This is a genomic window from Dolichospermum sp. UHCC 0352 (assembly GCF_009711925.1).
Taxonomy (GTDB): domain Bacteria; phylum Cyanobacteriota; class Cyanobacteriia; order Cyanobacteriales; family Nostocaceae; genus Dolichospermum; species Dolichospermum lemmermannii.
Map to the genome: position 1 here is coordinate 1 of NZ_VIKY01000277.1, position 21937 is coordinate 21937.

Sequence of the window (21937 nt, forward strand, 5' to 3'; positions counted from 1 at the left end):
GCCATAACGACGATTTTCAATGCTAACCTACTTTCTTGTCAATAAATGTTCTCCCACCCGCAAAGCATTAGCAATAATAGTTAATGATGGATTTACCGCAGCGCTAGAAGGAAAAAAACTACCATCAACAACATAAAGATTATCAACATCATGAGTCCGACAATTGATATCCAAAACCGAAGTATTTGCATCTTCACCAAAACGACAAGTACCACATTGATGAGTAACTTCTCTTAAACCCATTTTTTGAGGAATATGTAAAGTTCCAGGTGATTGAAATACAGAAATTGATTGTAAAACCTGAATCCATTGCTGAATTAATTTATTAAAAGCCCTTTGATTATTATGAGTATATTCCAGGAAAACCTGCCCATTTTTACTCAAAACCCTATTATTAAAATCTGGTAAATCCTCTGTGATTACTAACCAAGATAGGGAATGATTCGCTATAGCCTCAGCTATAAAATTAGGCATCAAAGGCGGACCATAAGCAAGTATTTTATCCTTATTTGCCCCACCCAGTAATTGCACACTCCCCATAGGATAAGCAAAATCTTGATTTCCCCAATAAAAATCAGTAAAAGCCAAAGTTTTCGGAAAAATTGTATTATTCAACTTGGTATTTAAAGTCATGACCACAGCAAAATTATGTGTCATGTAATTGCGTCCCACAAGATGAGAACTATTAGCTAATCCATTGGGGTGATGATCATTGGCAGATTTCAATAACAATAATGCTGAATTAACAGCACCACCTGCTACTACCACAATATCCCCAGAAAATATCTGCCGTTGATTTCCTATTTCTACTTCCACTCCAGTCACTTCTCGACCCGATGGGCTAGTATGTAAACGAATGACTTTTGCTTCAGTTATTAATGTGATATTTTCATAAGTCATTGCTGGACGAACACAAGTAATATCCGCGTCAGCTTTACCATCAATTAAACACGGAAAACCATCGCAAGTATGACAACGAATACAGGCACTTAAACTCCGATTTACTTCATTGAGTTTGATAGCAAGTGGTTGATAAAAAGGATGAAAACCTTGAGCTTTTAAAGAATCATTAACTTCTTGAACATAAGGTTCATGACTCAATGGTGGAAAAGGATATTCTTGATTAATTTGCGGTTCTGTAGGGTCAAGACCTCGCTTCCCATGTACATCATAAAGTTTTTCTGCTTCGTCATAGTAGGGAGCAAAATCTTGATATTTTAATGGCCATTCTGGAGAAATCCCATCTTCATGAATAACCTTTTCAAAATCTTGTTCACGCAATCTAAACAAAGTCCCACCATAAAATTTAGTATTACCACCCACATAATAATGTGTGAGCGGTTTGATAGCTTTTCCGTGTTTGTCATACCATACTTCACTAGTCCGATAGCGTTCTTTGCGAGAAACTTCTTGAGTATCCCAATTAGCTTTTTCTTTAGGTAAAAAATTACCTTGTTCTAAAACTAAAATTTTCTTGCCACTGGATGCTAATTTGTAGGCTAAAGTTGCACCTCCAGCACCAGTACCAATGATGATAAAGTCGTAATAATTGACAGTCATTGTTTACTATTTTTTGCTCTAGAACCGGAGGCAAATACAGCTATTCTACTTCTACCTATTAAGTTTGTTAAAATAGATGAATTATGTTGTTTAAAATTAGAGATTAGTCATTAATTTAGCCTGTCTTAATTGTTAATTCTGTATTTTAAATCCTATCAGCAACAGAGCAGAATCGTCCAAGGAGGACATTTTGCAGTAAAATTAGGGCTTTGCATAGAGGAAACAAAAAAAATGACCCGTGTGATCATCGTGCGTCATGGTCAAAGTACCTACAATATAGAAAAACGTATTCAAGGGCGTAGTGATGCCTCATCATTAACCGAAAAAGGTCAAAATGATGCCAGTCAAGCTGGTATTGCCCTCAGTAGTATTTCCTTTCAAGCTATTTATAGTAGTCCCCTCCAGCGAGCAAAATCCACAGCGGAAATTATCCGCAGTCAATTAGCTACACAATCTCCTGTGATTCAAATTGATGAAAACTTAGTAGAAGTTGATTTACCTCTGTGGGTAGGAATGACTACAAGTGAAGTCAAAGAAAACTTTACTGAAGATTACCGCACCTGGAAAGAACTTCCCCACGAGTTTCGCATGGTTGTGAATGAAGATTCCGGGACTAGAGAACATTTCCCAGTGCTGGCTTTATACGCCCAAGCCAAACAGTTTTGGCAAGAGATTCTCCCCCAACATCAAGGCGAAACTATCCTGATTGTGGGTCATAATGGCATCAATCGCGCCTTAATTAGCACAGCTTTGGGAATTTCCCCCAGTCGCTATCATTGCTTACAACAATCTAACTGTGGCATTAGTATCTTAAATTTTACTGGTGGTTTAGGTGAACCAGTGCAGTTAGAATCCATGAATCAAACCCAACATTTGGGTGAAACTTTCCCTTCCTTGCGTCCTGGTCACGAAGGCGTAAGATTATTATTAGTGCGTCACGGGGAAACAGAATGGAATCGTCAAGGCAAATTTCAAGGACAAATTGATATTCCCCTCAATGATAATGGTAGAAACCAAGCTGCAAAAGCCGCAGAATTTCTCAAAGACGTAAATATTGATTTTGCTGTTAGCAGTACCATGTCCCGTCCCAAGGAAACAGCGGAAATTATCTTAAAATATCATGCTAGTTTGAAATTAGAACTATTTGCTGGTTTAAGAGAAATTAGTCATGGACTTTGGGAAGGCAAATTTGAATCGGAAATTGAGCAAGAATTTCCTGGTGAATTAGAAAGTTGGCGCACAATTCCCGCCAATGTGCAAATGCCAGAAGGGGAAAATTTAGAACAAGTAAAAAAACGGAGTGTTGCCGATTGGAATACTATAGTTGAAAATGCCCAATCGCAGCAATTACAACTAGGATTGGTCGTCGCCCATGATGCCACTAATAAAACCTTGTTATGCCATATTCTCGGTTTATCTAACGAGAATTTCTGGAACTTCCGTCAAGGTAATGGTGCTGTGAGTGTCATTGATTATCCTGATGGGATTCAAGGTTATCCAGTTCTGCAAGCGATGAATATTACTGGGCATTTAAGTAATGGTGTTCTTGATAAAACTGCGGCTGGTGCATTGTAGTTGAGATAAGTTGTTAGGGTAATTGATGAATTGCCCTAATATCAAATAGAGTAGGAGATTAAGAATAATTTAACGCAGATAAACGCAGATAAACGCAGATAATAAGGGATGAATTAATGGATTTAAACGGAAATTGTTACAATCTAATTCACAAAGTGCCTGATACCGGAGATAGATGGTACAAAATATGGTACAAACGATAGACTTATTAAATTAAACACACTGATATTCTAAAATCATGAAAGCATCTGCAAAATTCGACTTTGAAGACGAAAAATTTAATGCCCCACCGTCCCAAGTGATTCCCTGGGGTTTAATGATCAATCCTCGCTATGGTACAGATGGTTTACAAAGCTATGGTTTAGCGATTAGCCGTGATAATGCTCAGTCTGTTGGGTTTGAAGCAGATGATAATTGGCAACAGGTAGAACATGAATTTAGTTCTGGAGAAGTAGAAACAATATTTATTACTACTACTCCTAAACTGGTGATTGTGCGTCGTGGCCCGTTATCTGTGCAAGATCGGGAAACTAAGATTAGATTAGGTACATACAAAGATTACAAAGAAGAGTTTTTAGCTGATAAACTTAAATTCAAAATTTATACTCGCCATTTGATTTTTTTAGTCGGTGAAGATAAAAAGTTTTTGCATCAATCACCTCTACAATTAACTCTGAGTGGTTCACCCGGCGCTAGTTTTGGTAAAAATTACGCTGAATATCAACAAGGGAGAATTACTGGCGGTTTTGCTGGGGAATTGGAAAAAGCTTATGCTGGTTTTCAAAAGAAACCACTCACTCCCAAGGGTCCTTTATTTCATGCTCATGGGATTTTTTGCCCTATAATTGAACCGGAAGAAAGAGGAATAGAACCGAATATTGCTTTGGTAGCTTCAACTGTAGATTATAAACATCCCACAATTTCAACTTTAATAGATTATATGATTGCCTCAGATTCCCCTGAGTCAGCAATTATTTGTAAGACTTTTGAAGAATACAAAGAATTTGGTAAGGAAGTAATTAAACCAGAAGCTCCTAAAGTAGAAACATCTGGTGTTACTAGTTCTTATGTCTATGCAGATGATGATGAATTTAGTTATCCACCGTATTAGGTAGTAGGGGAGCAGGGGAGAAATTTTCTTCTTTCTTTCTCCTGACTCCTGACTCCTGACTCCTATTCTTTCAGTAGTAAATAGAATAGTAAACCGTTACCGCCGGAAATACCAGCGCGATCGCCTGCTAATTGACCAGAACCCATGAAATAATCAACTCTTCCTGGTCCTTTAATTGCACTACCTGTGTCTTGATCTAAGACAAAACGGTTAACTAGACGAGATTCCAGTTTGCCACCATTAGTAGGATAAGGAAATGAATTGATAATTAGGGCTAATGCACCTGGTGGCATGAGAGATTTATCTGTAGCAATGGAACGTTCCGCAGTGACAGGAACAAGAATACTACCCGTCGCTGGTGTACCGTTAGTTTCTGCAAAGAAAACAAATCTTTCCCAACGGGGTAAATAATTACTTAACTCCTTGGGATGTTGGCGAAAATAAGTAATTAATTTAGGCATAGTTAAACCACTAAGTGGTAGTTTGCCATCTTTTGCCAGTTCTTTACCAATGGAAGTCCAAGCATAATCAGTTCCTCCAGCATAACCAACGGATGTTCTGCGTCCATTGGTTAATTTAATTTGGGCTGAACCTTGGATATGAACCATGTATGGATCTAGACGATTGCTAAACCACAGAAGTTCTAACCCTCGCAACCTGCTTTTATCCCCCAGCAACCCATTCTTGCCTTCCAAATCAATCCTTTTAGGATGAGGTTTTGGCCATTTCTGGAAATCCGGTGGCAGACGATAAAGAGGATACTTGTATACAGAAGTCCTGACACGGCTGGCAGTATACACAGGCTCATAATAAGCAGTGAACTTAACAGTTCCCTTACCATCGTTGCCTACAGACTGGTAAAAGACAAATTCCCGGCGCACAGCAGCTTGTAATTCTGCCGCTGACTGAGAACTAACAACCAGTTGTCGAAAGCGTAGCAAACTCCGCTGCACCCGATTTAGGGTAATTTCCTTGATTGGGTAAGTTTGATAGATAGCGATCGCTTTATTAGTTGCCAAATAGCGCAAACTGTTATCTATAGAACTTAGCAATGCTTGTTTATCACCTTGTTTACCCCAAAGTTGTTCGTCCAAACCCAGGCAATTTTGGGGCGTACAAACAGTTTCTAAATTAATAGGTTCGAGGGCTGGTAATACTGCTGGTGGTACTTCAGGCGTTACTGGGATTGTAACTGGCTGCGAATTAGGAGCTTGAGCGACAACTGACGAAAGTGGATTTATCAAGGCAATTCCCAGACTTAAAGCAAGCAAAGTAAGGTTTTTTCTCATTTTTATCTTTCAATACTGGAATTAAAAATTGGTTCTACTCGAATCCCTGCAATCTTAGACGGACGTACCACCATATATTCTCCCTGAATATTTTTAATCGGTACGCTAATAAAATCATGAGAAGCTGACTTTGGCACAAGCTCACCGCTATACCACTTTTGAAATTCTTGAATAGTAGGAAAGCGCACTTCTTCCCGATGTCCATTGTCTAAGAGCAGGAAGACAGCATATTCACTCGGAGTTCTGGGCATAAATTTACATGACTAAAGATACAGCTACTCCATTGTTCACCACGTTACACCACTTTGCCAGTCTCAGGGCTAAATTTGCGTTCCTAAGTTTTAAGTTTCCGGCATTCTCCTGATAATTTTCGGTGAATCAGCAAGATGGAATGTTTTGATCCTGTTCCTAGGTTATGTTTATATTTGAGGTTTTTGACCTCTTGGTTACAAGTCACAGTAAAAATGTCTAATCAAGTTTGGTTATCACAGTTAAAAATACACCGAGCGATCGCGGTGATTCGCGCCCCAAAAATGGTATGGGGTGAGCAAATGGCCATAGCTGTAGCATCTGGGGGAATGCAGTTAATTGAAATTACCTGGAATAGCGATCATGCACCCGAATTAATTTCCCAACTCCGCGCCAAATTACCTAACTGTATGATTGGGACAGGAACGTTATTTAATGTCCAACAGTTAGAAGATGCGATCGCTTGTGGGGCGCAATTTCTCTTCAGTCCCCACACTGATCCCGAAATGATTCAAGCCGCAGTAGCCAAAAATATTCCGATTATTCCCGGTGCATTGACACCGACAGAAATTATTACCGCTTGGAATTATGGAGCAAGTTGTGTCAAGGTGTTTCCTGTGCAATCAGTGGGAGGAACTAGCTATATCAAAAGTTTACAAGGACCTCTTGGGCATATTCCCTTAATACCTACTGGTGGGGTGACATTAGAAAATGCCAAAGATTTTTTGCAAGTTGGTGCGGTAGCCGTAGGGTTGAGTAGCGAATTATTTCCGCAAGCATCAGTGTTACAGAAAAATTGGCAAGCAATCAGTCAACAAGCAAAAACCCTCATGCAGAGGTTACAATAGTAGTTACAGCACTTTCCGGTGTGATGAGGTACTTATGTAGCGGGCAGGACTTGTACTGAACTTGCGATGCCCTGAGCCTGTCGAAGGGTCGAAGTATGCCCGCAATACAAGAGTTTCATAATTCAAGTTTGTATCTCATTAGAGCGAGATCTGCTGTAAGTAAGGTGGTTATTCAGAAATAAGATATTTCGATCCTATTACCAAGTCTCATCATTTTCCCCGCTTCCGAAATGGGAACTCTGGTATTCACACTCAATCTATAAAAATGATTAAATTGCCCTGTAATTACAGAAGCGGGCATAGTTGCTTGGCGTTTTTGCCCAAATATTTTCTGAAAGTTTGGGTAAACTGCCCCTGAGTAAGAATCGCGTGTGGGAACTACACAACGTTGACAAGGGTTAATTGCCAAAAACTGGATATCTCCCAGTTTAAAGGGTACTGTTTCCCCACTAGCAGCAAATAACCCATCTTCCCAAAATGCTGGGACACCATCAATTTCAATATTGGCACGCATTCGCCGCCGCATTTCATCAACATTGATACCAGAAAACCAGGACGCAACCTCCGTTAAAGTTGCTGTACTAATTACCGTTGCTCCTGGTGAAACTGTATCATCAGGAAAACCCATGGCGGTATTTTGCTGTAGTTGCACAGGAAAACCCAAAAAATCGCTGACAACTGCGGCTAATGCTGGACGTTGTTGATCTAAATGAAAAACCTGTTCTGAGTTTTCACCAGGAAACTTCAACTTTACCAGTCTTTGTTCTAGGGAAAACTCTGAACGCAACAAAAGGATTTTTGGATAACGTTTACCATTGACAAACTTATTTTCTGCGTCAAAAAATGCAAATTCCCGGTCATACTCAAGTGCGCCACGGTCGAGAATAGTCGCCTTTTCTACTTCTATACCATCTAGCGACTTAATTGGATATAGCAAAATCTTGGCTAGATATGGCATCATTTCATGGTTTTGGAGATGAATAAGCAGGAGCTTTATCAATTGCACCCATTCTATCAAGTGGCCAAAAACGAGCTACAGCCCGACCAATCATATTTTTTCGGGGAACAACACCCCAACAACGCCCATCATAACTATTAGGACGATTATCACCGAGCATTAAGTAAGAATTTGCGGGAATAATTTCCGGTTTAGCCAAAAAAGGAGGTTGGAGTCCGCTACTATTGCAAGCTTCAACAAAAGTCCGCACAGAAGAGGATAGGTAAACATTTTCCGGTAGAGGCTGGCTATTTATATATACTTTCCCTTCTCTGAGTTCTACTTTTTCCCCAGGTAAACCAATTACTCTTTTAATAAATGCTTCCCGTTCAGGATTATTCTGGATTTCTTGTGGCGGTAAAAATACGACTATATCTCCCCGTTCGGGGTTAGCAAATTTATATTTCACTTTATCAACAATAATCTTGTCTGCCAGCCACTGGTCTTTGACACCATGGAGGGTTGGTTCCATAGAACCAGTAGGAATCCAACGGGCTTCGGCAACAAAGGTACGAATTCCTAGAGCCAGAAAGATACTCAAGATCATCGTTTTACCTAGCTCTACTATCCAGGAATTATCAGGTTCTTGACTAGAGTTTTTATCAGACGCTTGATTTTGCATGAAATTGTTGAAGTATGTTAGGAGACTAGTATTGAACTCAGACAGATAGACTTGATATTATTAATCTTAACCAGATGGAGCAGATGACAGTTAAATAAAGTAAAAAAATCTAGTGCTTTTCTGTTGTCAGCTACAAACATTCAGGTTTTTAGCTTACTTGATGATAAACATTTTTTAACACAAAACCAAAATTAAAGGTTCTTCGTGCCAATTAAGTTTACCTTAAAGAAAAAGTTATCTATCATCCATAAATAGTTCCTTTATCCCGAAAAATCTTAAATCCATGTCAAATCCACAAAGTTTACTGATTCGTCACGCTGAAATTATTTTACCCAATGGTGAGTCAATGATTGGGGATGTGTTGATAGAAGGAAGGCACATAACCCAAGTAGGACAAGAAATCACTAATGCCAGACCTACCCGTGAGATTGACGCACAAGGTTTAACTTTGTTGCCTGGTGTGATTGACCCCCAGGTGCATTTCCGTGAACCAGGACTAGAATATAAGGAAGACTTATTTACTGCCAGTTGTGCTTGCGCGAAGGGGGGAGTTACTTCCTTTCTAGAAATGCCGAATACAAGACCTTTAACCATTACTCAATCAGCTTTAGATGATAAGTTACAACGGGCTGCCCAGAAGTGCTTGGTTAATTATGGCTTTTTTATTGGGGCTACGGCTGATAATTTACCAGATTTACTCTCTGCCCAGCCGACACCGGGAATTAAGATTTTTATGGGGTCAATGCACGGAGATTTGTTGGTGAGCCAAGAAGACTCTCTAGAGGCGATTTTTGCCCAAGGAAGCCGTTTAATTGCTGTTCATGCGGAAGATCAAGCCAGAATTAAGCAACGAAAACAGGAGTTTGCGGGGATTACAGATTTGGCTGTTCATTCCCAAATTCAAGATAATCAAGCGGCATTATTAGCTACCCAATTGGCGTTAAAACTTTCTAAGAAATATCAACGTCGGTTACATATTCTACATATGTCAACAGCCGAGGAAGCGGAGTTACTACGTCAGGATAAACCAAGTTGGGTGACGGCAGAGGTAACACCACAACATTTACTTTTGAATACTAATGCTTATGCAACTATTGGTAGTTTAGCGCAAATGAATCCACCATTGCGATCGCCCCATGATAATGAAGTTCTCTGGCAAGCCCTACGTGATGGTATTATTGACTTTATTGCCACTGACCACGCCCCCCACACTCTGGAGGAAAAAGCCCAAACTTACCCAAATACCCCTTCAGGAATGCCCGGTGTAGAGACTTCTTTACCTTTAATGTTAACCGCTGCAATGGATGGAAAATGTACTGTTGCCCAAGTTGTGCAATGGATGTCTAAAGCGGTCGCTGTAGCTTATGGTATTGCCAATAAGGGAGAAATTACCCCTGGTTATGATGCTGATTTAGTTTTGGTAGATTTAAAAAATTACCATGAAGTTAAACGGGAAGAAGTTGTCAGCAAGTGTGGTTGGAGTTCTTTTGAAGGTTGGAATTTAACAGGTTGGCCTGTAACAACAATTGTCGGTGGTGAAATTGTTTATGATTCCTACGGAGCGCTTCGCTATCATGGTCAGCTAAATACACAAGTTCGTGGACAAGCTTTAACTTTTAAGGGGTGACAAGGTAGATAAAAATCTTTGTAGATTGCGCTTAATTATTCGATTCCATCGGTAGGGGTAAAGCAAGAGCTTCATTGGTGTTAACTTAACGAGAAAACCCATAATCTCCAAAAACCTAACCCCCCTGCCCCCTTCCCTACCAGGGAATGGGGTTTTCAAAGCCTCTCCCCGCGTCGGGGAGAGGTTTGGAGAGGGGTCAATTTATACATTCAAAACTTTTCAAACATCCTCTAAACACTCGGAAAATTTATGAGTCCGTTTTAACGGACTTGAGCTATGAGACAGGGAATTTATTCCCTGGCGGTTGTGGAAGCCAACAGATCAGCTATTTTTAAATTAAGTTGACACCATTGAAACCCCTACACCTACAGGTTTTTTGTAATCTTACAAAAGTCTATTTCCTAACCTTGTAAAGTATAATTCTGTTCCATTATTGTGGTTATTTTGATAATATTGCGTATATGCTGCGTAAATTCTCTGTTTTAAATTAAGATTAAAGCATCAAATTCTGGCAAATATATAATATTATTATGCGAAATCGGATATTTAGTATTTTATTGCTCACCTTATCTCTAACTACCACACCCCAGCTTGTATTTGCTCAAAATAGTGTCCAACAGCTATTTAAACAAGGTGAAACAGCGGAAACTGTGGGTGACAACTCCCAAGCAGAGACGATTTGGCGTAAGGTTTTGCAGGTTGAACCCAATAATGGCAAAGCTTATAACAATTTGGGTAATGCTTTACGACGACAGGGAAAACTACCAGAAGCATTAGCAGCACACCAAAAAGCCCTACAACTCAATCTTAAAGATGCAGAAGCTTATGTTGGTATAGGTAATGTCCTAAATGCCCAAGATAAACAAGAAGAGGCTTTAGCGTCCCATAAAAAGGCTATCCAACTTAACCCTAAATTGGCTACTGCTTACAATGGTCTTGGTAATGTCCTCAAAGTCCAGAATAAATTAGATGAGGCTATTACCGCATTTCAGAAAGCTATAGAAATTGATCCTAAATATGCCTTTCCTTATATTAATCTCGGTTTAATTTTTAAAGATCAGCAGAAAATAGATGAAGCTATCGCTGCGTTTAAAAAATCTATTCAGCTTAACCCTAAATATGCTATTTCTTACAACAATCTTGGCAATGCCCTGTATGACCAGAAGAAATTAGATGCGGCTGTTGCTGCTTACCAAAAAGCCATAGAACTTGACCCTAAATATGCTGCTGCTTACAACAATCTTGGCAATGCCCTGTATGACCAGAAGAAATTAGATGAGGCTGTTGCTGCTTACCAAAAAGCCATAGAACTTGACCCTAAATATGCTGCTGCTTACAACAATCTTGGCAATGCCCTGTATGACCAGAAGAAATTAGATGAGGCTGTTGCTGCTTACCAAAAAGCCATAGAACTTGACCCTAAATATGCTGCTGCTTACAACAATCTCGGCAATGCCCTGAGTGACCAGAAGAAATTAGATGAGGCTGTTGCCGCTTACCAAAAAGCTCTAACATTAACAGATACTCCTGGACCACCAGCTAGTGATTATACCCTTGCAAATAATGGTTTAGGTTTAGTATTTCAACAGCAAGAAAAGTTTGAAGAAGCTATAAAACATTTCGACAAAGCCGAAGAATTTGACCCCGGTTATATATGCCAGTAACAACAATATAGAAGCACGAAAATTATGGACTGAAAAACAAAATAAACTAGCCAGTGTAGATAGCGATATCGAATTTTTGCCCAAAAATGACCCCAATTTACCTGTTAAACGTTCTGTCGTCCTCATTACTGCCAAGTTTTCTAACAGTCAACGTCAAGGAATTGAGGTTGGTACTGGTGTAGTTATCCAGCAAGATGCCAACCGGACATTAATTCTCACCAATCGTCATGTAATTTTTGATGGCAATGAACAGGGTGAAAATATTCAAGTGGAGTTTTTCAGTTCTCCACCAACAGGTAAAGTCAGAATGAGGAGGAATGCCAAATTATTCCAAAAGACTCCTACAGATGAACTCGATTTAGCTGTTTTGGAAGTTAGCGGTAAACTACCAGAAGACATCCAACCTTTATCAATGTCTACTACCATCAACCCCGCAATGCCTATTCAAATTATCGGTCATGATGCAAAACGAGGTGAAGATAAATCATGGTCTGTAAAATCAGGAAAAATCAATAATCAGAACCAACAATTACAAATATCGGAGGCCGAACTTAAACCTGGTTATTCAGGCAGTCCCGTGATAGACTCAGAAAATCGGCTTATAGGCGTAGTTTATGCCCGAAAATCAGGTGAAACCAAAAATTTTGCCTATCCTATATCTGTAGTTAAAAAACAATTGTCCATCTGGAAAATTACTTTAAGTAACTAACTTGGCAAAATTAAATATAATACCTCTCTCCAAACCTCTCCCCTACGAGGGGAGAGGCTTTGACTCCCCTTCCCTAGTCTACAGTGTACACACAAGTCTTCTAGAGTTGCCACACAGGCTTCAGATCCCCCCAACCCCCCTTAAAAAGGGGGGCTAAGTTTCTCAAAGTCCCCCTTTCTAAGGGGGATTTAGGGGGATCGAATAACGTTTAGCATCTTTTCTAGAGATGTGTGTACACTGTAGCCTACCAGGGGAGAGGCTTTGACTCCCCCTTCCCTGGTAGGGAAGGGGGTTGGGGGGTTAGGTTTATATTATATTTTTTAACGCCCACTTACTTTAACGAAACCATGAGTTATAAAATTCTACTGGCCAGCTTATTAATCCTCGGCATTAATCCTCTTTCTGCTGTTGCCTCTTGTCCTAAAGGAAATGCCCGTTCTACAGATTATATCCGCCGTCAACCACCCAACCGTTGTGAAGGCATCAAACTCGAACCTTTAAGCGGCAATAGCTTGAGTTTAATTTCCATTGCTACCCGCAACATTGCCAGTTATGGTAATACCATAACCTTACAAGTTCCCCGCATTAAAGATGGTAAAAATCCTCAAGTCATAGTCAAATCATTGGATGATAATTATCACTATCAATTAGATGATTTACTATTATCTAAAAATGGTGCAAATTTCGGCTTTAGCTGGGATACTTACGTTCTTAAAAAAGCCAACATCCCCGCAAACAAACTCCGCGCTGTAGCATCCTATAGCCTGGGTTCTCAAAATGTCTATGTTCCTGTTACTTTAGGACAAACTTCTGGTAAATATGAATTTGTTTTTTATTCTCAAGATCGAGTTAAATTTACCAGTTTAAAAATCCTTCCACTCACAGATCAAAAAGATCAACAGCCTGTATATAGGACATCTCGCACTACCCCCAATAGTGGTGAAATTAGTTTTACATGGGATGGAAGTAACGCCCCAGCAGGACGCTATCAACTTCACTATATCGCTAATATTGAACGCAGTAATGAACCAAGCGATAGAATTGAACGACGCATCGTATTTGAACATAACCCAACTTGGTTAGAATAAATCATGGGATATCGGCAAAAAGGTAGACAGAAATCTTCTCACAATTCCAGGTTTAGTAAGATTAATAACTTTATTATTACTAAGTCTGGCTTAATTCAGACAAAATTTAATAATATTAATCATAATTTTCTCCAGCGATTGCCAAATCTAAAACAATATCTAATCCAGCAAAAATCATCTTTTTTGGTGATAATATTGCTTGTGGTTTTGTGTATTATTACTATTGCGGCTATTGTCCCTGGAACTCATACATTTGAAGGTAATCTTATTTTTAAAGAAATGAGTTTTACTTATGATGATAATCAACCTAAACTTTTTATCGGCAATATTAAAAACATTAAAGAACTAGAAACTGAAGGTAAGCAAACATTAACCTTTACTGGCAGTTTTCAAAGTCAATCTTTACCAGAAATTGATAAATTAAATTCCTTAGAAATCCAACTTACAGACAGAGAAAGTAAAATAATTATTACTCCAGCCAATTCTAGTACAGAAAGCGAAATTAATCTGAAAGAATTACGACTACAACCCCAAACAAGAATAGCTAGACTAAATTATGATTTTTATCGTCAGCAACTAGCTTTTTCTCTACTTCCCAATTCTCAAAATAATCCCAATCCCTTAGAAATCTATTTAGGTGAACAGCCTATCAAAGTTATTATAGAAGGTTATAAAATACCCAGTTTAAATTTACCGAAGTCACAGGATGATCAAGCACAATTAGAGTTTATTGTCAACCCCAATAATAAAGAATTTACTTTTAACATTCAAGAAAATACTAATATTTATTTAACTTTATCAAAACCACCAAAATATGAATCAGAACAATGGTTTAGAGGCAAAATAAAAACTAAAGATGTCACATTTACTCACGTAGATAAAAATGGTGGCAACCTGAGAGATGATTTAGAAATATCTACCATTGTCGAAGGTAAAATTCGCATGGCAGAACAGGATCGAGAAATTGAAGAAAATCAGTTTCTGATGGGAGAAGACACTAATAAACCGTTAAATATTCAACTTATCCGCAATCTGCAAATAATATCTGATAAAAAAGGTATAGAAGCCCGGTTTTCTGGTAAAACCAAACAAATTCAAATTGGACTAGATCAAGATTTTCCTGTTTCTAGTATCCAAGGTAGTTGGTTAGATGGGGTGCTACCTCGTGATGCCATTATTGCCCTATTTTCCTTTGGCGCTGCTACAGTTGCCAATCTTCTTTCTTGGTTATTTAGTAATACTAATTCCCGCAAACCATAATATTTGTTTAACAGGAGAATGTTTAATTATATCAAGTCCGTTGTTCGTACCTCAAAATTAAATTAATTTACAGCAATAATTTCGGCTTGACGGCTGCCATTTTCACCATAGTTTAAACATACCTTTAAATAACTATCTGGTAGATATGGCATTCGTTCAGCCCATTCAATGGCGACAATTCCCGGTGTTACTTCTATGCCTTCCCAGTAACTTTCTAGATTCAAGCCTGTCACTTCTTGAGGTTCTAAGCGGTATAAATCTAAGTGATAAAGAGGAATACGTCCTTCTGTGTACTCATTAATCAGAGTAAAGGTAGGACTAACAATAGAGTCAATTATCCCCAATCCCTTACCAATACCTTGCACCAAAGTAGTTTTACCAGCACCCAAATCACCTTCTAGCAAAATCACACTTCCAGCAGTCAAAGTTTCTCCAAGGGTAATACCTAATTGCTGTGTTGCTTCTATATCTGGAAGGAAAATTTTAGTCATTGGTAATTGGTAATTGGTAATTGGTAATTGGTAATTGGTAATTGGTAATTGGTAATTGGTAATTGGTAATTGGTAATTGGTAATGTCTAAGAGGGTGTTTGAAAAGTTTTGAATGTATAGACTGACCCCTCTCCAAACCTCTCCCCTTGCAGGGGAGAGGCTTTAAAACCCCCATTCCCTTGCAGGGAAGGGGGGTAGGGGGGTTAGGTTTTTGGAGATTACTGGTTTGATATAATACTTTTTAAACAACCTCTAAGCATTATCCAGTGTATCGGGATTAACGCCTAAATCACGCAACAGTTGTCCTAGTTGTTCAACTTTTCTTTTTGCTTCTATTGTTTCTTGTTCAGCAAGAATAACTCTTTCATTAGCAGCAATAGCTTCTTGTTCAGCAAGAATAACTCTTTCATTAGCCGCAGCCGCTTCTTCTGTTGGTTCAGGAATTAATTCTCCTGTTAGTGTGAACCACCTTAACCATAACTTGGGAATATCTCGAAATGTCCCTTGCCATAGTCCTAAACTTAAACCTAATTCTGGCATTAGTAAGCGTCCTTCAATCATATTCATAGGTTCATAATGACCACCTACTAACTGGAATGCGCGAACTTCGTTGGTGTAGCGGCTAAAAACAATGTAGTAGGGAATCCTTAAAATACGTTCATAAACTTCCCATTTTGTGGGAGGTTTACCTATCTTACTTTTTCTATTACCTAAATCTTCATCTTCTGTACCAGGAGATAATAATTCTACAACTACAAAAGGGTTTGCTGGTTCTTGCCAAGTGACATAACTTAAACGTAAATCTTGACCATTATATAATTTGGGGACTCCAACCACACCAAACCAATCTGGGCGTTTATACCATAAAGGATTTTGCAGATCATAATAAAGATTCAGATCAGCCGCACTATAAACAAGTTCTGGATTCCAGTTTATGGGTTGAAATGTTAAATATAAAAGTAAAGGTTGTAAAAAATGAAAGTCGTCTGGCAAGCCTTTTTCCTCTGGGTTTTCGCTAGGTAAATCATACATTGTCGGTAAAGTTTCCCAAGGGGGAAGGGGTGGTTCAGTTTGAGAAATGATCGAAGAAGTCATAAATATTTTAGGTTGGTAATTGGTAATGGGGAAATATATTTCCCCATTACCAGTTTTTACTTCCCGTGATGCGCTCCACTGTACCATTTTAATAAGACTTTGGCTAGTTTTTGGGGGTCATGGCGAACAGCACCATATTCATCTTCAAATAAAATATTAGCAGGAACTATTCGCCGTCCTAATTGGGTGACAGATTCTCGGTCTAAAAAGACTGGATGGGCATTTTGTTGGGCATAACGGATAAGCGCTTGGGCTGAGGGTGTTTTTTTATGAACTAATACAGCATCGAATAACCTTCTATTGCCACAAGCATCATCTATGGCTTGAATATGTTCAGCAACGCTATATCCATCAGTTTCTCCTGGTTGGGTCATGATATTGCAGATATAAATGCGGGGTACATTGGTAGCGGCGATCGCATCGGCAATTTCTCCAACTAACAAATTAGGAATTAAGCTTGTATAAAGACTACCCGGACCAATAATAATGTAATCAGCTTCTTGAATGGCTTTAATTGCCGCGGGAACTGCCGGTGGATTTTCAGGAATACAACCAATTTTGACAATTTTTCCCGCAGCTTTGGGAATATTCGACTCACCCTCAATGCGGCGGCCATCTGTCAATTCTGCCCAGAGACGGACATCGCTAAGGGTAGCAGGTAAAACTTGTCCTCTCACCGCCAATACCTTAGAACTGGCAGCGATCGCTTGCACCAAATCCCCAGTAATATCAGTCATGGCTGTTAAAAACAAATTACCAAAACTGTGACCTGTTAAGCCATCTCCAGCCCGAAAGCGATATTGAAATAATTCCGTCAGTAATTTTTCTTCATCAGCTAGTGCTGCTAAACAATTGCGGATATCTCCAGGTGGTAAAACGCCAAATTCTTCACGCAGTCTACCAGAAGACCCGCCATCATCTGCTACGGTGACAATAGCAGTAATATTAGCACTATAAGTTTTTAAGCCTCTGAGTAACGTTGAAAGTCCAGTTCCACCACCAACAACCACAATTTTTGGACCCCGGTATAAGCGACGGTGGGCTAAGAGGACATCTATCAATTCCTCTTCATTCACTCCAGGTCTGAGGACTTCTGTAATTGAACCGACAGTGCGGGATTGTCCCCACAACACCAACAGGACACCACATATAAGGAGTAATGGACCACTGATATAGTTGGGTAAAATATCCGCGAGGAGTCCCAAAAGACCTTTTAGCAACTCTAGTATCCAAAAAATGGGGGTTAATTTTACCCAAATAGCCAACCCCAAACTGGCTAAGACAACACCCCCAACAGTGATAAGTAACCAGCGTTTCACCGCTAATCCAGGGGATAACCATTTGAACCATTGGTTAACCCGGTGGGAAGTGCGACTGTGAGACTCTAGTTGTAGCGAATTAATGGCTTGTTTCAAAAAACCGATGAACATACTTAATAGGGAAAGTTGGTAAAAACAATATTTAACAGAAACTTAACATCACCTGCTTTCAATACTGAAAAAACCATAAGTTTGATTTAATCCTTTATATTTCAGGGAGGATAGGGAATCAACAGTTGAGGAAAATACCTATCTTACTTTTGCGGCGTTGTGTTTTACCAATTTAATAAAAGTGAATTTGATGAAAAAGCGAATTTTAGGAATAGATCCAGGACTGGCAACTGTGGGATTTGGGGCAATTAATTGGCAACAAAGTCAAAATAAAGGACAAGAGACAACGGTAGAGATGGTAGATTTTGGCGTAATTCGCACAAATGCTGATGTGGAAATGACTCAGCGACTATGTATTTTATTTGATGATTTACACAGCGTGATGGAGGACTTACAGCCAGATTTGGTGGCAATTGAAAAGTTATTTTTTTATCGGATGGCAAATACCATTGTTGTAGCACAAGCCAGGGGTGTACTGATGTTAGTTTTAGGACAGCGTAAGCTTCCTTATGTAGAATTTGCACCTCCCCAAATTAAGCAAGCTTTAACGAATTATGGTAAGGCAGATAAAGCAGAAGTGCAAGAGGCTGTGATGCGGGAGTTGGATTTAGATGAAATTCCTCGGCCGGATGATGCGGCAGATGCTTTAGCGGTGGCGTTAACAGCTTCGTTCCAGTTGTAAGATTGTATAAAGAGAATAAAGTTAGAAACTGAATAATAAAGTGGGAAACTATCCCTCTCCTGTCACTCTCCAAAAACATTTGCCATTCCTGGATTTTAGAGCTTTTGTATAGCAAGCGAACTGCTTGCAGCAGCGCTTCGCTATCGCACGATTTTTTGCTAATAAACATCCAATATCTCCATCTTCTATAATTCGTGAAGTGAAGCGACACGCAATTGTGGATCTTAGAATGAAGCTAGTAGTTCGTCAAAATAAATTTGACGGGTAATGATCGGAAAAAACTTCTGTTCTTCCCTCCCTTGCCCCCCTGCCTCTCTTCTCCCCCTGCTTGCCTTCACCCGTCATTTTCGGGTTGACAGACTACTAGTCCAGTTAAAGAGAACACCCACAGAATTAGTTATTATTTTTTACATTACGAGTGTTGGCTAACGCTAAAAAGCATACTATACTGTTGCTGTATAGCTAAAATATAAGCACAGTAATACTCTGCAAAGCAGAATGTACTAAAGGATGCTGTAATGTCAGCGAATGAAGCCAACACTAGGACACAATTAATTGATCCTGCTTTAATCTTAGCAGGATGGAACATCAAAGACCCCCACCAAGTGGGGTTAGAAATTCCTGTGGATGGCTATCATGCCGAACCTTGGAACGGTGTTACTGATTATTGCTTGTACCAACCCAATGGGGAAGTTATAGCAGTGGTGGAAGCAAAACGCCAAAGCAGTGATCCTAAAATTGCCCAAACCCAGGTAGAATACTACGTTAAAGAAATAGAAAAACATCAAAGTTTCCGCCCTTTTGCGTTTATGACGAATGGGGAGGAAATTTATTTTTGGGATGTGGGAAATTCTGCAAAACGGCAGGTAGCTGGCTTTTTTTCGCCAGCAGATTTAGAAAATTTACTGTATATTCGTCAAAATAAAATTGCGTTAAGTTCATTACCAATTAATACCCAAATTGCTGGGAGAGATTATCAACAGGAAGCTATTCGTCGGGTTTGTGAAACATTTGATGAAGGAAAACGCCGCACTTTATTGGTAATGGCTACGGGAACAGGGAAAACACGCACCGCAATGGCTATTATTGACTTATTTTTAAAGGCTAATCAAAGTCGTAAAATCTTATTTGTTGCTGATAGGGATAATTTAGTCAAGCAAGCTTTAGAAGATGGTTTTATGGAACATATACCCCATGAACCATGCGATCGCATTTTCAGCTACAACATAGATAAAACTAAACGGCTGTATGTTGTTGTGGAAAAGACTTTGAGAAATTCCTATAAAAAATTTAGTCCAGCTTTTTTTGATTTAATTATTTTTGATGAGGCACATCGTTCTATTTTTAACCTCTTTCAAGAGGTAATGGACTATTTTGATGGGCGGATGATTGGCTTAACCGCTACTCCCGCAGGTTTTATTGATAGGAATACATTTAATACTTTTCACTGTTATGATGGTATTCCTAGTTTTCTCTACACCTATAAACAAGCAATTGAAGAGAAAAATTTAGTTGATTTTAGTCTTTATCAAGCACAAACTAAATTTCAAAGTGAAGGTATTAAAGGCGCGAAACTTTCCGAAGAAGAACAGAATATATTGATAGCACAAGGACATGATCCAGATGATATTGATTTTTCCGGTACAGATTTAGAAAAAAAGGTGAGTAATAAAGACACTCTCCGCAAGCAGTGGGAAGAAATTATGGAAGTTTGCCATAAAGATGAATCAGGGCAACTACCAGCGAAAACAATTGTATTTGCATTGACTCAAAAACACGCTTTAAGGGTGTGTGAAACTTTTGAAGAAATGTATCCACAATATTCTGATTTGGTGCGAGTAATTACCCATAAAACAGAATACAAATGCAAGCTAACAGGGAACTTTAAAAAAGATGATATGCCCCGCATTGCTATATCTGTGGATACGCTGGATACCGGAATAGATGTACCAGAATTGATGAATTTGGTGTTTATGAAACCTGTTCAATCACAGATTAAACTTTGGCAAATGATTGGACGGGGAACGCGAAATCAAAAGGCTTGCAAAAAGTTGGAATGGTTGCCAAATCGAACAAAAGAGGAATTTTTAATTATTGATTTTTGGGAAAATGAATTTGAAGATAAAGCACAAACAGAAGTAGCCCAAACTATTCCTGTATTATCTCGTATTTTTAACACTCGTTTGAATTTGCTGGAGTTATATTTACATAATCAAGAATCACCCGATTGTCAAGCGGTAATTGCAAGTTTACGGGAACAAATAACCCAAATTCCGACAGATTCATTTACTGTCAAAAAGAAGATGTTGGATATGGATATTGCAGAAGCTTGGACAGATTTATTTTGGAATTACATTACTAAAGATAAATTGAAGTCATTACGGTTTAAAGTTGCTCCTCTTTTGCGATTTGTGCCAGGTGTGGAGATAGCAGCAGCAACTTTTACAAGTAAAGTTGAACGATTAAAATTAGAAATTCAAACGGAAGGAGCAAAACCGGATACTGTACAATCTATTGTTGAAGATGTGAGTCGTTTACCTGATTTTGTCCATCAAGATAAACGAAAACAAGATGCAATTAAGTTATGTTTATCTTCACGGTTGAATAATGCAACGGTGAAAGAATTAAATCAGATAATCAATGATTTAGCTGAAGAAATGAAAAATCGGCGACAACGCCCTAGTATTTTTTTAGAGTTAGATTTAGCTGATTTTGTGGCTACTCGCGGTTTTATTACTGTGGGTGAGGGTGGTGAACAAGTTTATGTGGAGGAATATAAAAAACGAGTTGAGGAAAAAATAAATGAAATTGTAGATGTTCATCCTACTATTAAGGCTATTCAGGAAGGTAAAGCGGTTACAGATTGGCAATTGATTGAGTTAGAAAGAACTTTACGCCAAGGTTTAGGAGGTGGTAATATTCAGCTTTCTGAGTCGAATATTCGCAAGGCTTACGGGTTAAAGGCTAATAGTTTATTGGCGTTTTTGCGGCATTTATTAGATTTGGATGCCATACCAGATTATGATGAGGTGGTAAAGCGTCAATTTGAGGATTTTATTGCCAAACACCAGTATAATGCTAATCAGATTAATTTTTTAAGGGCTGTGCAAAGTGTGTTTTTACAAAAGCAGAGGTTAGAGGTGGCTGATTTGTATGAGGGGGCTTTGGCTAGGTTTGGGAAAAATGCCGTTGATAGGTTTTTTTCTGATGATGAGGTGGATGATTTGTTAGCGTTTACGGAATTGTTGGCGGCTTAAAATTTATTTGTTCATTTATTTATTCATTGAGTTAGATTTAATAGCCAGGGAATAAATTCCCTGTCTAATAGCTAAAGTCGGTTAAAACCGACTAAGTTGGGTTTTTATGTGATTCTTTGTTTAATTTTTGAGTAATAATAGAAATTTTATTTTTAATTTAATTCATTTTTTTGGTAATATAATGTGAGACAGAGACAACAGAGCCAGGGAATTTATTCCCTGTCTAATAGCTAAAGTCGGTTAAAACCGACTAAGTTGGGTTTTTATGTGATTCTTTGTTTAATTTTTGAGTAATAATAGAAATTTTATTTTTAATTTAATTCATTTTTTTGGTAATATAATGTGAGACAGAGACAACAGAGCCAGGGAATTTATTCCCTGTC

18 protein-coding genes are annotated in these 21937 nt (G+C 38.7%); 10 read left to right on the forward strand and 8 right to left on the reverse strand.

Annotated features, from left to right (window positions below; all coding sequences use genetic code 11):
- Positions 1-27 precede the first annotated feature (27 nt).
- Positions 28-1560, reverse strand: coding sequence for a GMC oxidoreductase (locus tag FJR06_RS19730; protein ID WP_168652099.1), 1533 nt, complete (start codon positions 1558-1560; stop codon positions 28-30).
- 231 nt (positions 1561-1791) lie between these two features.
- Here FJR06_RS19730 and FJR06_RS19735 point away from each other — a divergent pair, with 231 nt between their 5' ends.
- Positions 1792-3135: a histidine phosphatase family protein gene (locus FJR06_RS19735; protein ID WP_168652100.1), complete on the forward strand. Its 1344-nt coding sequence runs from the start codon at positions 1792-1794 to the stop codon at positions 3133-3135.
- 238 nt (positions 3136-3373) lie between these two features.
- Entirely contained in the window at positions 3374-4246 is an 873-nt protein-coding gene (locus FJR06_RS19740; protein WP_015078070.1) for a DUF5895 domain-containing protein, read from the forward strand.
- Between the two features lie 62 nt (positions 4247-4308).
- On the opposite strand, the gene FJR06_RS19745 is transcribed toward FJR06_RS19740, so the two are convergent.
- Together FJR06_RS19745 and FJR06_RS19750 are read right to left on the reverse strand one after the other, a co-directional pair.
- On the reverse strand, positions 4309-5535 hold the full coding sequence (locus FJR06_RS19745) for a murein transglycosylase A (RefSeq protein ID WP_168652101.1): 1227 nt from the start codon (positions 5533-5535) through the stop codon (positions 4309-4311).
- Between the two features lie 2 nt (positions 5536-5537).
- On the reverse strand, positions 5538-5786 hold the full coding sequence (locus FJR06_RS19750; protein WP_015078072.1) for a hypothetical protein: 249 nt from the start codon (positions 5784-5786) through the stop codon (positions 5538-5540).
- Positions 5787-5999: 213 nt separating this feature from the next.
- On the opposite strand from FJR06_RS19750, the gene FJR06_RS19755 reads away from it, so the two are divergent.
- Positions 6000-6632 (forward strand): bifunctional 4-hydroxy-2-oxoglutarate aldolase/2-dehydro-3-deoxy-phosphogluconate aldolase, encoded by a 633-nt coding sequence (locus tag FJR06_RS19755; protein WP_041458166.1) that lies wholly within the window; start codon positions 6000-6002, stop codon positions 6630-6632.
- A gap of 172 nt (positions 6633-6804) precedes the next feature.
- Here FJR06_RS19755 and FJR06_RS19760 read toward each other — a convergent pair whose 3' ends face one another.
- On the reverse strand, positions 6805-7590 hold the full coding sequence (locus FJR06_RS19760) for an MOSC domain-containing protein (RefSeq protein ID WP_041458167.1): 786 nt from the start codon (positions 7588-7590) through the stop codon (positions 6805-6807).
- A 4-nt stretch (positions 7591-7594) separates the two neighbouring features.
- On the reverse strand, positions 7595-8251 hold the full coding sequence (lepB, locus tag FJR06_RS19765; protein ID WP_015078075.1) for a signal peptidase I: 657 nt from the start codon (positions 8249-8251) through the stop codon (positions 7595-7597).
- Positions 8252-8534: 283 nt separating this feature from the next.
- Between lepB and FJR06_RS19770 the strand changes: the two genes are divergently transcribed.
- The 5 genes from FJR06_RS19770 to FJR06_RS19790 all read left to right on the forward strand — a co-directional run bounded on the left by FJR06_RS19770 (position 8535) and on the right by FJR06_RS19790 (position 14599).
- A complete protein-coding gene (locus tag FJR06_RS19770) occupies positions 8535-9878 on the forward strand; it encodes a dihydroorotase (RefSeq protein ID WP_168652102.1) in 1344 nt (447 codons plus the stop codon).
- A 530-nt stretch (positions 9879-10408) separates the two neighbouring features.
- Positions 10409-11542 (forward strand): tetratricopeptide repeat protein, encoded by a 1134-nt coding sequence (locus FJR06_RS19775; protein WP_168652103.1) that lies wholly within the window; start codon positions 10409-10411, stop codon positions 11540-11542.
- Entirely contained in the window at positions 11517-12251 is a 735-nt protein-coding gene (locus FJR06_RS19780; protein WP_168652104.1) for a serine protease, read from the forward strand. The genes FJR06_RS19775 and FJR06_RS19780 overlap by 26 nt, the downstream gene beginning before the upstream one ends.
- Before the next feature lie 347 nt (positions 12252-12598).
- Positions 12599-13339 carry a hypothetical protein gene (locus FJR06_RS19785; protein ID WP_168652105.1) on the forward strand — a complete coding sequence of 247 codons (741 nt, stop codon included), beginning with the start codon at positions 12599-12601 and terminating at the stop codon, positions 13337-13339.
- 3 nt (positions 13340-13342) lie between these two features.
- Positions 13343-14599: a hypothetical protein gene (locus FJR06_RS19790; protein ID WP_168652106.1), complete on the forward strand. Its 1257-nt coding sequence runs from the start codon at positions 13343-13345 to the stop codon at positions 14597-14599.
- Between the two features lie 62 nt (positions 14600-14661).
- Here the strand turns inward: FJR06_RS19790 and FJR06_RS19795 are convergent, their stop codons facing one another.
- The 3 genes from FJR06_RS19795 to yvcK all read right to left on the reverse strand — a co-directional run bounded on the left by FJR06_RS19795 (position 14662) and on the right by yvcK (position 17615).
- The gene (locus FJR06_RS19795; protein WP_015078080.1) at positions 14662-15090 is read right to left on the reverse strand and encodes a bifunctional alanine racemase/tRNA (adenosine(37)-N6)-threonylcarbamoyltransferase complex ATPase subunit type 1 TsaE; all 429 of its coding nucleotides are present in this window, start codon (positions 15088-15090) and stop codon (positions 14662-14664) included.
- A 252-nt stretch (positions 15091-15342) separates the two neighbouring features.
- Entirely contained in the window at positions 15343-16185 is an 843-nt protein-coding gene (locus FJR06_RS19800) for a Uma2 family endonuclease (RefSeq protein ID WP_168652107.1), read from the reverse strand.
- Between the two features lie 56 nt (positions 16186-16241).
- Complete coding sequence (gene yvcK / locus FJR06_RS19805; RefSeq protein ID WP_015078082.1) at positions 16242-17615, reverse strand: gluconeogenesis factor YvcK family protein; 1374 nt, start codon at positions 17613-17615, stop codon at positions 16242-16244.
- 190 nt (positions 17616-17805) lie between these two features.
- Between yvcK and ruvC the strand changes: the two genes are divergently transcribed.
- Together ruvC and FJR06_RS19815 are read left to right on the forward strand one after the other, a co-directional pair.
- Positions 17806-18297, forward strand: a complete 492-nt coding sequence (gene ruvC / locus FJR06_RS19810) for a crossover junction endodeoxyribonuclease RuvC (protein WP_015078083.1) — start codon at positions 17806-17808, stop codon at positions 18295-18297.
- A gap of 518 nt (positions 18298-18815) precedes the next feature.
- The gene (locus FJR06_RS19815) at positions 18816-21554 is read left to right on the forward strand and encodes a DEAD/DEAH box helicase family protein (RefSeq protein WP_168652108.1); all 2739 of its coding nucleotides are present in this window, start codon (positions 18816-18818) and stop codon (positions 21552-21554) included.
- Positions 21555-21937: the final 383 nt, after the last annotated feature.

Coding starts and splice junctions, on each gene's coding strand:
- FJR06_RS19800 (WP_168652107.1), bottom strand. CDS start 16,185: ATGACTTCTTCGATCATTTCTCAAACTGAACCACCCCTTCCCCCTTGG.
- FJR06_RS19735 (WP_168652100.1), top strand. CDS start 1,792: ATGACCCGTGTGATCATCGTGCGTCATGGTCAAAGTACCTACAATATA.
- FJR06_RS19755 (WP_041458166.1), top strand. CDS start 6,000: ATGTCTAATCAAGTTTGGTTATCACAGTTAAAAATACACCGAGCGATC.
- FJR06_RS19730 (WP_168652099.1), bottom strand. CDS start 1,560: ATGACTGTCAATTATTACGACTTTATCATCATTGGTACTGGTGCTGGA.
- FJR06_RS19815 (WP_168652108.1), top strand. CDS start 18,816: ATGTCAGCGAATGAAGCCAACACTAGGACACAATTAATTGATCCTGCT.
- lepB (WP_015078075.1), bottom strand. CDS start 8,251: ATGCAAAATCAAGCGTCTGATAAAAACTCTAGTCAAGAACCTGATAAT.
- FJR06_RS19750 (WP_015078072.1), bottom strand. CDS start 5,786: ATGCCCAGAACTCCGAGTGAATATGCTGTCTTCCTGCTCTTAGACAAT.
- FJR06_RS19790 (WP_168652106.1), top strand. CDS start 13,343: ATGGGATATCGGCAAAAAGGTAGACAGAAATCTTCTCACAATTCCAGG.
- FJR06_RS19785 (WP_168652105.1), top strand. CDS start 12,599: ATGAGTTATAAAATTCTACTGGCCAGCTTATTAATCCTCGGCATTAAT.
- FJR06_RS19745 (WP_168652101.1), bottom strand. CDS start 5,535: ATGAGAAAAAACCTTACTTTGCTTGCTTTAAGTCTGGGAATTGCCTTG.
- FJR06_RS19770 (WP_168652102.1), top strand. CDS start 8,535: ATGTCAAATCCACAAAGTTTACTGATTCGTCACGCTGAAATTATTTTA.
- FJR06_RS19740 (WP_015078070.1), top strand. CDS start 3,374: ATGAAAGCATCTGCAAAATTCGACTTTGAAGACGAAAAATTTAATGCC.
- FJR06_RS19760 (WP_041458167.1), bottom strand. CDS start 7,590: ATGCCATATCTAGCCAAGATTTTGCTATATCCAATTAAGTCGCTAGAT.
- FJR06_RS19795 (WP_015078080.1), bottom strand. CDS start 15,090: ATGACTAAAATTTTCCTTCCAGATATAGAAGCAACACAGCAATTAGGT.
- FJR06_RS19775 (WP_168652103.1), top strand. CDS start 10,409: ATGCGAAATCGGATATTTAGTATTTTATTGCTCACCTTATCTCTAACT.
- ruvC (WP_015078083.1), top strand. CDS start 17,806: ATGAAAAAGCGAATTTTAGGAATAGATCCAGGACTGGCAACTGTGGGA.
- yvcK (WP_015078082.1), bottom strand. CDS start 17,615: ATGTTCATCGGTTTTTTGAAACAAGCCATTAATTCGCTACAACTAGAG.